Consider the following 11,758-nt stretch of genomic DNA (forward strand, 5'->3'; position numbering starts at 1 on the left):
TATATGAAAAGACAAATAAACAAGTTCATTATGAATCAGTTGGCCGTATTGGCCCCCGAATTCAAGGCCAGATTGATCTACAAAAGAGCATTTGGCAAACCGCTGAACTTGCAGGCGCCATCGACCTGGAATGAAAAAATCAATCACCTTAAGTTGAATGACTACAGTAAAAACGCCTTAGTCACTCAATGCGCAGATAAATATGCGGTTAGAGAGTACATCAAGGCAAAAGGATGTGAAGAGATCCTAAATGAGCTGTACTTTGCCTGTGATTCGGTACAGGAGATCCCATGGGAAACGCTGCCTGAGAAATTTGTCATCAAGGGAAATCACGGCTCAGGATATAATTTAATTTGCCAGAATAAACAATCGTTGAACATTAAAAGCGCCTCCCAGCTGATCGATGGCTGGATGAAAGACGATTACTGGAAAACCTATGTAGAACTCAACTACAAAGGGATACAAAAAAAGATCATTGGAGAAAAGTATATCGAATCGGCCAATGGTCACGGGCCTGAAGACTATAAAATTTATTGTTTTCGCGGTGTGCCTTACTGCACCTTGCTGTGCGTCGGCAGGGATACCGGGACGCCGAAATATTACTTCTTCGACAAAGATTTCAAGTTCCTTTGCTATAGCGAGGACTGCCTGGCGTTGAGCCAGGAGGAGATAGACGCCTTCGTGAAACCGGAGGGATACGATGAGCTGTTTGAGTATGCCGCTCGTTTGTCGGCGCCCTTCGAGTTCGTGCGCGTTGATTTCTACATCTCTCAGGGCCAAATCATTTTCGGTGAGCTGACCTTTACCCCCTCGGCCGGGCTGGATACGGATATTCTGCCACCGACCGATGTTTTGCTTGGCAAGATGCTGACGCTGCAACAGCACTGATTATCATCAACAAAAGGCGGCGCAATTCCCCTGCGTATCCATCAAACAGGAGATACCGGCCGGCGTTTTCGCAGGCCGCCCGCCGGTATCTCACTGTGGGGCGGCGGGCCGGCACCGCCCCGCCACCTGCGCTTTATCCACAGCGGAGTGGCTTGCACCGCAACGGGAACGTTCCCTCTTGGGCGACATAACCCTTTGAAAAACAATGGCATTATAACATTAATAAGAATCGTTTACATATTTATAATAAAATGTTCTATATGTATAGGAAGCTATAATATAAGATACCGGAAAGTTTCCCTGGTGTTGTTGTGTGTCTTTGCCCTATTTTATAGGGCTTTTTTTCGCTAACACCCATTGATGATTGAGTGTTTTTGCACCCATCAGCAGATTATCCCCTCCAAAAAAAACATAATCATTTCTAATTAATCGTAACCCTTCTTATTCCTGACTTGCCAATAATAACAATGAGTTGCTATTAACCCTGCGAAGCATCAGGCAGCCACCGCCTGATCCCGGCCGCACTTCGCCACTGAAATACCCGCCCGAAGGAGAGGTTTTTACTGGGCGCATACCGATGCTAATATCAGCCTTTTTCGAGGACGCTGCCCCGCATGTTATTGTCTCACCGGCATTTTATCTGCACGCTTCTGGCGCTCGCCATCGGCTTTTGGTTGCCGACTGCCGTGCAGGCCAGGCCCGATCTGGAACGAAGGATCGGCGTGACCGTCGCCGATAGCGACTCTGAGGATTACCGCTTCAGCGATCTGCGCTTCACCTCCGCCGATGGTCAACGGCGTTACCGCGTCCGTATCGCCCAGCCTCGTCGGGCGCCTGCGCCTGACGGCTATCCGACGATTTATTTCCTCGACGGCAATGCGGTGCTGATGGAGCTGAACGCCAGCTTACTGGCCAGATTGGCGACGGCGAAGCGGCCACCGGTGCTGGTGATGATCGGCTATGACAACGATCTGCGCATTGATGCCGCCGGCCGCGCCTACGACTATACGCTGCCTCTGCCGACGGGCATGAAGAAACCGCCGCAGGCGGGCGGGGGCGCGGAGGCCTTCCTGCAATTGATTGAAACGCGGATCAAACCGGCGATCGCCGCCAAACTGGCGGTCGATCAGCAGCGGCAAACGCTATGGGGCCATTCCTACGGCGGGCTCTTCGTTCTGCATACGTTATTCAACCATCCCGCCGCCTTCCAGCATTATATCGCCGTGGAACCCTCGCTGTGGTGGGGCAACGGCATGATCCTGCAAGAGGCGCAGCAGTGGGCGGAACGGCATCCGACGCCGGCGGCAAGGCTGCAGTTGTGGGTGGGTCTGGCGGAGCGCGAGCGCGCGGCCCCGCCCGGCGTGAAGAGCCCTGCTCTGCCGGCGAACGCGGCGCAAATGCTGGCGGAACGCCTGGCAAAGCTCGACGGTCTTACCGTCGGCTATCGGGAGTGGCCCGACTTGGGACACGGCGCCATGCTGGGTGCCGCCATCGAGCCGGCACTGAGCAGCGTGGCATATGAAGACTAAAGGAGGGTATCGACCGCATTTTCATCGGCGGCTCATATCTTCTGATAAGAAGAGCGTTTAATATCTGAGACAGCGCGCAGTCATCGCGGAACGGATGCGCAAAAACAAAGTGGCTCCCCCGTCGGCAAGTTAGCTTGCTCTATCCGGTGGAGCCGTACAGTACTGCAGTTTTCCCGGTGGGGCCCTGGTGAGGCGCAAGTAGGAAAAGATGGTGTTGGCAGGGCATTTCAGCGTTTTAATACTGCCTGTTTCGCTATTTTCTTCACCCTGTGATGCTTACTATAAGCGCCCGCCTGCACGGCGGAAAAGGGTGAAAACCACCCTTGAAATACATTAATAAAAGTGATAATAGAAGCGGTTGGGGCGAAAGCGTCTAGTTCAGATTTGAATAATTAAATCAGGGAATTATATTAAAAATGAATATTAATATCACCGACAAACCCAACCCGCAGGATGAAGAGTTCGTTATCGACAGCCTCTGGGCGCACAACCATAAAACCCAGCCCGTAGACATTCACCCGCTGTTCCTGACCGTCACCGACGACAACCAGCAGATCGTCGGCGGTCTGGTCGCACGTACCTGGTGGGGCGGCCTGGAAGTACAGTATCTTTGGGTCGGCGATCAATGCCGCAAAAGCGGTTACGGTCGCCAACTGATGCAGCTAGCCGAAGAAGAAGCCCGCAAGCGCGGTTGCCATATGGCCTACGTCGATACCTTCGATTTCCAGGCCAGAGGCTTCTACGAAAAACTGGGCTACCGAGTCTATGGCGAGCTGGGTGACTATGCGCATCGCCATACCCGCCATTACCTGGCTAAAAGCCTGTAACGCGGCCTGAGCGGCGCAGAGGTGGGTATGGGTTCATCGCATAAAAATAATGAATCTTATTTCAAGGGCCTCATCACCATGATGGAGCACCTGAGCGAGCCCTGGGGCATCAAAGACCAGCTGTCCCGCCACCTCTATATGAACCGCGCCGCTTATCTCTATACCAATACGCCGCTGAATTTCGACGTCGCCGGAAAATATGACCACGAATTCCCCGCCGACTGGGCCGATTCCGCCGCCGACTTTATCGAGCATGACAAGATGACCGAAGCAGCGCGCGATCGGGTCACGGTCATCGAGACGCACTACTGGTATGGCAAAGACAGCCTGACGCCGTTTATCAGCGAAAAGCTGCCGGTCTACAACGATGACAAACAGGTGATCGGCGTGATCTGGAACGCCAAGCCGATGAACAGCCTGTCGCCGCTGAAATACATCAATCAGCAAAAACCCAGCATCTTGACCACCGAAGTTAACAACGAGCTGTTCACCCGCGCCGAGCTCGATGTCATTTTCCTTATGCTGCAGCGATTTACGGTGAAAGAGATCGCCAAAATCTATAACGTCAGCAATAAGACCATCGAAAACCGCATTTATAATATTTACCAGAAGGCCAACGTGCATACTCAGCAACAGTTTGAGGAGTATTGCAAATACGCCAACCTGGATAACTACATTCCCGATCGCCTGATAACCAAGGGCATTCAGTTTATTTGAACCGCAAGGAAGATCTCACCGTGATAAAGATCGAAGATTATCCGCTCACCCGGGTGCCGCAGGATAAAAGAGTCTCGTTTTTAAGCGTGGCCATCGTGCATATGGGCATGCTGACCGCGTTGGACCAGTTCATGCTCGGCGCCGTGCTCGGCAACTCCATGACGCTGATTGACGCCTTCACCGCCATTTTCGTCGGCAGCCTGATCTTCGGCGTGGTGACCTATGGGCTTGGGATGGCGGGCATGCGCGAAGGGATTTCTGGCAGCCTGCTGGCGCGCTGGTGCGGCTTTGGCCGCCTGGGCTCGGTGCTGATCGGCGTGGTCGTGGCCGTCAGCCTGCTGGGTTGGTTCGGCATTCAAAACGCCATTTTCGCCAAGTCGCTCGATTTCGCGCTCGGCAATAAGCTGGGCTTTGGCCTGGCCGCCGGGCTCTCGGGCACGCTGTTGACCATCCTGGTGGCATTCGGCTTCAAGGCGTTGCGCATCGCCGCCCGTATCGCGGTGCCGATGTTCATTATGCTGGTGGCCTATATTTCAGTGACCGCGCTTTCCGGCCATAACCTGCAGGAGATCATCCAGCTGGCGCCGCCGGGTGAACCATTGACCATCAGCGCCGGCATCACCATCGTCGTCGGCGGCGCCATCGTGGCCAGCCTGATGACGCCCGATCTGACCCGTTACTCCAAAAACGGCAAACACGTGCTCGGCGTTACGATCTTCACCATCGTCGCCGGCGAGTTCGTGGTGAATGGTCTGGCTATCCTGATCGCCAAAACCCTGGGCACCGCGGATGTGGTCACCATCATGTCGCAAGCGGCCGGCGGCGCCGGTTTGCTGGTGGTGGTGTTTTCCACCCTACGCGTCAACGATCTCAACCTGTACTCCTCTTCGCTGGGCATCGTCAACGCGGTGGAAGGCATCACCGGCAAAAAGCTGAAGTACACCTACACCACGTTGGCGATCGGTATTCTGGGCACCACGCTGTCGGTGCTGGGCATTCTCGACCGCTTCGTCGACTTCCTGACGGTGCTTGGCGTGGTCTTCCCGCCCATTATCGGCATCATGCTGGTGGACTATTACCTGCTGCGCAGCCACCGCAAAATCCTGGACGAGAGCCGCCGTACGGGCCAGTTGCCGAACGAAACCCCAACCATCGGCTGGGCGGCGATCGTCGCCAGCATCGCCGGCGGCGCCGTTGGCCTGGCGACCGAATGGGGCGTACCGACCATCAACTCACTGGTGGCCGCCAGCCTGCTGTATTGGGTGCTCAAGCTGGCCTTCAGTCGGGCGCAAAAACCCCTGGCCTCGCAGAAGTCGCTCTGATTTTCGCACAGGCGTTAACGCACTCCTCCGATGACGGGGGAGTGTTTTATTGCTCGCAAAATGCGGAGTTCAGCGCAAAGGAATAGGCCGATCGCGCAGACAAACGGCCGTGGTGATGAGGGTCCCTGGTGTCGGTAGCAAGCTATCCATTATGCTCAGAGTGCGGGAACATCCCCCTCTGAGCTTTTTATTATAAAAGTCGTTAGCTTCAGTGTTTTGATCGTAAAGAAAAACTTCAGCTTGCATGAACAGTAGCCCATGAAATCGCCTTTGGTCAACATAAAAGTGAACATAAAATTGGCTTTTGTGTTCACTTTTCCATAAGCAAAAGCTAATCAATTGATTTGCACAGCTTTATCATTTCCCCAAACCGCCTTCCGCATCCACGTCGCCCGTCCCCCGCCAAGCCGCTGACAGAAAGCAATAATTAACGAAAATAATCAGTCTGTTATCCTATTCCCTGCGCCTTTTTATCTGGACAACGCCAACGCGTAAGATATAGTGAAGCCAGCGTAATGTTTGTAAGGACAGCCTATGAAAACCCCCAACGCACAGCGCAAAATCAACATCATTAAAAATATTGAATATCTAATGCGTACCCGCGGTGAAACCAAGGCTTCCTTTTCCAACCGCAGCGGCCTGACGCGCACTACCCTATACAAAATTCTTGATGGAAGAGTGAACAACGTTCAGCAATCCACCGTTAATCGGATTTCCGATTTTTTCGGTGTCTCCTGTGAAGAGATCGAAGACTACGATCTGGAAAAACTGGAGCTGCTCAACGAAACGTTGTCCACCGAAGGCAACAAGAACCCTTCCGCCATTCCGGTGATCCCGCAGTCGCGCTATCTGGCCGTCTCGCAGCGCAAGATCGGGCAACTGGTCACCGAGTTTCCTTTGACTTATTTCTTCGGCGATGAGTCGAACATGTTGGCAATGAAAATAGAGACCGAAATTAAAGGGTCATTCATTCCGGGCGAAGTCATTATCATTAAACGTCCGCCGGTACTGATTTGCGATTCACCTTTGCTGTATCACTCGGGAAAAAGCGGCTTCTTTGTGGTTGACGACAAAGACAGCGAAAGCATGGACAAACGCCTTCAGGAGACGGTGCAATTCCTGGGTTATATCGTTGGAGAAAGGTTATAAATGGAACCGAATCAGAAGTTCAAGCTGTTGGGCTTCACCCGACATGGCACCATCGCGGCCAATGTCATGGTATTGGCCACCGGCAAAACCATTACCATGGGGCTCAATGAGCTGGCCGACAGCGAAATATCGGAAGATCTGAGCCGGCACGAGCTGCAGGCGCTGTACCGTAAACTCTACGGCGACAATCAACAAAAAACCGCCTATGAGCTCAGCGATCGCCATGAACGTTCCTGGTACGCCTACCTGATTATTACCGTGGCGCTCAGCGTGATTTATATCTTCTCGACGCTGTGCGGCGTCAAGCCGATCCAAATTCCGGTGCTGAATCTCATCACGCCGCCGGCGATCTTCATCTATCCGCTCACGTTCATCCTGGTGGACATTCTCAACGAGTTCTATGGGTTGCGGCTGGCCAGACGCACCATCATCATCTCGTTCATCGCCAACCTGACCTTCGTTCTCGGCGTCTGGGTGACGACGCTGGTGCCGAGCATTCCACAGTGGGAGTACAGCGAGACCTACAACGGCATCGTGCACAGCATCATGGCGGTGCTGGTGGCCTCTTCGGCGGCCTATCTGATCTCCGAGAACGTCAACTCCTATCTGCTTTGCAAGATCAAAGAGTTGACCAACTCCCGCTACCTGTTCGTGCGCGTGATCACCAGCACCGTAATCGCATCGGCCATCGACAGCGTGGTGTTCTGTACGCTGGCGTTCTACAACGTGCTGAGCTGGGACATCATCAAAACCATGATCCTGTCTCAGTTCCTGATCAAGGTGGTTTACGCCCTGCTGGGCGTCGGGCCGATTTACGCCACCCGCAGTCTGTTTAACCGCTACATCAATACCGAACAAGCAAAGGGCAATGAATATGCATATCCAAAAGCAAGATAAGATCACCCATCTTGGCGCGAACTCCGATTATCCGGACCAATATGCTCCCGCATTGCTCGAAGCCTTGCCGCGCGCACGCGGCCGCGATCTGATCGGCGTGGACGAACGGCAGCTGCCGTTCAGCGGCTTTGATCTGTGGACCGCCTTCGAGTTGTCGTGGCTCAACGGCAAGGGCAAACCGGTGGTGGGCATCGGCGAATTTACCTTCCCGCACTCCTCTTCCAACCTGATCGAATCCAAATCGTTCAAGCTGTATCTCAACAGCTTCAACCAAACGCGCTTCGACAGCGTGGAACAGGTGAGCGCCGCCATGCAGAAGGATCTGTCGCAGGCGGCCAATGGCCAGGTCACCGTCAAGCTCTATCCGGGTCTGGAAGGTTATCCGGCGCAGATCGATCGTCTGCCGGGCATCAACATCGACGATCTGGATATCGCGGTCGACGACTTCGCCTTCAAACCGGAATACCTGAGCGGCGCGGCCGATCAAGGGGAGCACGTAGCGGAGACGCTGTCTTCCAATCTGCTGAAATCCAACTGCCTGGTCACCAACCAGCCGGACTGGGGCAGCGTGGTGATCCACTATGAAGGCCGCAAAATCGATCGCGAAAGCCTGCTGCGCTACCTGATCTCCTTCCGCCAGCACAACGAATTCCACGAGCAGTGCGTCGAGCGCATTTTCAACGACATCAAGCAGAGCTGCCGCCCGGAAAAACTCAGCGTGTTCGCGCGTTACACCCGCCGCGGCGGCCTGGACATCAACCCCTTCCGCAGCGATTTCGAAACGGCGCCGACGCTCGGCCGCCTGATCAGACAGTAAGCCCCATCCCCCAATGCTCCCGCCAGGGAGCATTGTTTCTCTCGCTTTCATCTCCCTGTTATTTTTCGCCATTATCGTCGTCAGCGGCTATCTTCAAAGCACACTGACGGAGATTAACGACGCATGCCTGACCTTTCTCGCAGAGACATCCTGCGGGCTGCCGCCATCGGATCGGCGTTCTCGCTGTTGCCCGCCTCGATTCGCAAAGCGCTGGCCATTCCCGCCAATAACCGCACCGGCACCCTGCGCGACGTCGAACACGTGGTGATCCTGATGCAGGAGAACCGCTCTTTCGATCACTACTTCGGCACCTTGCCGGGCGTGCGCGGCTTCAGCGATCGATTTACCATTCCACTGCCCGGCGATCGCCTGGTCTGGCAGCAACAGGGCGCCGAACGGCTGGTGCTGCCCTACCATCTGGACAGCAAACGCGGCAACGCCCAGCGCGTCACCGGCACGCCGCACTCGTGGGTGGATGAGCAAGCCGCCTGGGATCACGGCCGCATGAGCGCCTGGCCCACCTACAAAACGCCGGCCTCGATGGGCTACTACCGCCAGCAGGAGCTGCCGTTCCAGTTCGCGCTGGCCAACGCCTTCACCCTGTGCGATGCCTATCACTGCTCCATCCACGCCGGCACCAACACCAATCGGCTGTTCCACTGGACCGGCACCAACGGCCCGTCCGCCGCCGACGTGGCGGTAGTGGTCAACGAATGGGACAGCCCCGGCCCGGCAGAGATCGGCTACCGGTGGACCACCTATCCGGAACGGCTGGAGGCGAGCGGCGTCAGTTGGAAGGTGTACCAATTCCTGCCGGACAACTTTACCGACAACCCGCTGGCGGGCTTTCGCCAATACCGCGCCGCCAGCATTCAGGTGGGCAACCCGGCTCGGCCGCCAAAAGACTTCAACGCCTTCGTGCCTTATCGCGACGAGCTCAACGCGACCGCGCCGCTGTACAAAGGCAACGGCAACACCCTGCCGGCCGCCGACGGCAACGATCTGGACGCCATGCTGGCCGGATTCCGCACCGACGTGCAGCAGGGCAAACTGCCGCAGGTCAGTTGGATCATCGCGCCGGCGGCCTATTCGGAACATCCCGATCCCTCCAGCCCGGTGCAAGGCGGCTGGTTCACGCAAGAGATCCTCAACGCGCTGACCGACAACCCGGAGGTGTGGAGTAAAACCGTGCTGCTGGTCAACTACGACGAAAACGACGGCTTTTTCGATCATATGCCTTCGCCTTCCGCGCCGTCGCTGCGCGAAGACGGCAGCTTCGCCGGTAAATCGACGGTGCCGTTCGATACCGAGATCTTCCAGCACGTGGCGCCGCCCGGCTCGCAGGACCAGCCGCCGCCGGACGGCCGCATCTACGGCCCCGGCCCGCGGGTGCCGATGCTGGTGCTGTCGCCCTGGAGCCGCGGCGGCTGGGTCAATTCGCAGGTCTTCGATCACACCTCGGTGCTGCAATTCCTGGAAAAGCGCTTTCAGGTGCATGAACCCAACATCAGCGCCTGGCGCCGCGCGGTGTGTGGCGATCTCACCTCGGCGTTCAACTTTGTCGATCCTAACGGCGAAGCATTGCCGAGCCTGCCCGCCACCAGCCGCCACGCCGCCGACGGTCTGCGTCAACGCCAGGAGCAGCTGCCGCAGGTGCCGCTGCCGCCGCCCGCCCGCCAGCGTTTGCCACACCAACGCCGCCTGGCGCGCCCTTCTCGCGCACTGCCCTATCAACTGCACGTCGAGGCCAGCGTCGCGGCCGAGCAGCGGCGCGTAACGCTGAACCTGTTCAATACCGGCGAGCAAGGAGCGGTGTTTCACGTCTACGACCGGCGAGATCTGACGCAGATCCCGCGCCGCTATACCGTCGAGGCCGGCAAGGCGGTCAGCGACGACTGGCAGACGGAGGACGAGTACCATCTGTGGCTGCTCGGCCCCAACGGTTTTCATCGTGAAATGCGCGGCGCGTTGAGCCGGCCGCAGCCGGAAGTGCGTTTGCGCCCGACGGGCCGCAGCCTGCTGCTGCAGTTGGATAACCCGGGTGCCGAAACGGTGACGGTCACTCTCGACCGCTGCCCTTACTCGCAACAAGGCCCGTGGCCCATCACGCTGCCTGCGGGCGGCAGCCACCGCCAAACGCTTGACGCCCGCGCCAGCGGCGGTTGGTATGATCTTGCGCTGCACAGCGCCGGAGGCTGGCGCCGCCGCCTGGCGGGCCGACTGGAGGATGGCGAACACAGCGTCAGCGACCCGCTGATGGGCCAGGAGTAGCCTATCGACAGCGAAGAGGTTCAAAAAGCGAAAGGATATCGCTTATCATTGCGTTCTCGTTCCTAGCCGATTACTCAAGGATCTCCATGTCCGCTGTTCTTATCGCCAAAGCCGGCCGCTGGCTGGCCGCCTGCGTTTTGCTGTTGGCCGGCGCCGCTCAAGCCGCGCCGATCGTCGTTACCGATGTCGCCGGCCGTCAGGTTACGCTGCCGCAACCGGCCAAGCGCGTTATCCTGGCCGACGCCCGCGCGCTGTTGGCGCTGAATATTCTGCATCCGCAGGAGCCGCTGAAAAACATCATCGCCTGGGACAACTCGCTGAAGGTCAAAGCCCCGGATCTGGTTGAGGCCTATGCGAAAAAATTCCCGCAGGTCATGCAAATCCCCACCTTCGACAACCCCTACACCAGTGACTTCAGCGTGGAGAGCGCGGTGGTGCGCCAACCGGATCTGATCATTTTCGACATCGGTCTGCTGAGCAAATTGAAGGACAGCGGCGTACTGACCCAGCTGGAAAAAGTCGGCATCCCGGTGCTGATCATCGATTTCCGCCAGCAGCCGCTGACCAACACCGTCGCCAGCATGGCGCTGTTGGGCAAAGTGTTTGACGAGCAGCCCAACGCCGACGCCTTTATCCGTTTCTATCAGCAACGCCTCGAGCTGGTGCGCCAGCGCGTCGCCACGCTGAAACCGGAGCAGCGCCCCAGCGTCTTCATCGAACGCAGCGCCGGCATCAAAGGCGAGCAGTGCTGCAATACCTTCGGCAAAGGCAGCTTCGGGCAGTTTATCGATACCGCCGGCGGCGACAATATCGGCAGCAAACTGTTTTCAGACATGGGCGGTGAAGTGAACGTCGAACAGGTGATCGCCAGCAATCCGGATTTCTATCTGCTGACCGGCGCCGACTGGAGCCGTGGCCATCGCGGTACGCTGGCCGTGCCGCTGGGCTACACCACCGATATGGCCACCAGCCAAAAGAAACTGGCGCATCTGCTGGATCGCACCGGCATTAACGTGTTGAAAGCGGTGAAAGAAAAACGCGTGATGGCGATTTATCATCAATTTTACGACACGCCGCTCAACTTTATCGCGGTCGAGGCGATCGCCAAATTCCTGCACCCGGCGCTGTTTAAAGATATTGATCCGCAAGCGGATATCGAAAGCGTGCACCAGAAATTCACCGCGCTGGATTACAGCGGGGTCTTCTGGCTTACGCCGCAATAATCCCCGCCAGGGCCCGCCAACCGGGCCCTGCTACCGGCATCCTTCATGTAGTTACCCGCTTAACTATTCCATAACAATTCTATTTACTTGCCAATAATTATCATTAAGATTGTCGTTT

Annotated in this window: 10 protein-coding genes; all 10 read left to right on the plus strand. The window is 56.6% G+C overall.

Annotated features, from left to right (window positions below):
- The first annotated feature begins 3 nt into the window (after positions 1-3).
- Entirely contained in the window at positions 4-888 is an 885-nt protein-coding gene (locus ACORQT_RS20930) for an ATP-grasp fold amidoligase family protein (RefSeq protein WP_033651313.1), read from the plus strand.
- A 614-nt stretch (positions 889-1,502) separates the two neighbouring features.
- Complete coding sequence (locus ACORQT_RS20935) at positions 1,503-2,417, plus strand: alpha/beta hydrolase (protein WP_164057067.1); 915 nt, start codon at positions 1,503-1,505, stop codon at positions 2,415-2,417.
- Between the two features lie 416 nt (positions 2,418-2,833).
- Positions 2,834-3,244 (plus strand): GNAT family N-acetyltransferase, encoded by a 411-nt coding sequence (locus tag ACORQT_RS20940; RefSeq protein WP_019453029.1) that lies wholly within the window; start codon positions 2,834-2,836, stop codon positions 3,242-3,244.
- A 27-nt stretch (positions 3,245-3,271) separates the two neighbouring features.
- The gene (locus ACORQT_RS20945) at positions 3,272-3,961 is read left to right on the plus strand and encodes a helix-turn-helix transcriptional regulator (protein WP_033644646.1); all 690 of its coding nucleotides are present in this window, start codon (positions 3,272-3,274) and stop codon (positions 3,959-3,961) included.
- Between the two features lie 20 nt (positions 3,962-3,981).
- Positions 3,982-5,283, plus strand: coding sequence for a cytosine permease (locus tag ACORQT_RS20950; protein WP_033644921.1), 1,302 nt, complete (start codon positions 3,982-3,984; stop codon positions 5,281-5,283).
- A gap of 534 nt (positions 5,284-5,817) precedes the next feature.
- Positions 5,818-6,432: a helix-turn-helix domain-containing protein gene (locus ACORQT_RS20955; RefSeq protein WP_033644644.1), complete on the plus strand. Its 615-nt coding sequence runs from the start codon at positions 5,818-5,820 to the stop codon at positions 6,430-6,432.
- Positions 6,433-7,329 (plus strand): queuosine precursor transporter, encoded by an 897-nt coding sequence (locus ACORQT_RS20960; RefSeq protein ID WP_033644642.1) that lies wholly within the window; start codon positions 6,433-6,435, stop codon positions 7,327-7,329.
- Positions 7,307-8,146 carry an NADPH-dependent 7-cyano-7-deazaguanine reductase QueF gene (gene queF / locus ACORQT_RS20965; protein WP_033644641.1) on the plus strand — a complete coding sequence of 280 codons (840 nt, stop codon included), beginning with the start codon at positions 7,307-7,309 and terminating at the stop codon, positions 8,144-8,146. The genes ACORQT_RS20960 and queF overlap by 23 nt, the downstream gene beginning before the upstream one ends.
- A 123-nt stretch (positions 8,147-8,269) precedes the next feature.
- On the plus strand, positions 8,270-10,417 hold the full coding sequence (locus tag ACORQT_RS20970; protein WP_042785380.1) for a phosphocholine-specific phospholipase C: 2,148 nt from the start codon (positions 8,270-8,272) through the stop codon (positions 10,415-10,417).
- Between the two features lie 86 nt (positions 10,418-10,503).
- A complete protein-coding gene (locus ACORQT_RS20975) occupies positions 10,504-11,640 on the plus strand; it encodes an ABC transporter substrate-binding protein (protein ID WP_033644639.1) in 1,137 nt (378 codons plus the stop codon).
- Positions 11,641-11,758: the final 118 nt, after the last annotated feature.

This window comes from Serratia sp. (in: enterobacteria), assembly GCF_052400455.1.
Taxonomy (GTDB): domain Bacteria; phylum Pseudomonadota; class Gammaproteobacteria; order Enterobacterales; family Enterobacteriaceae; genus Serratia; species Serratia ureilytica.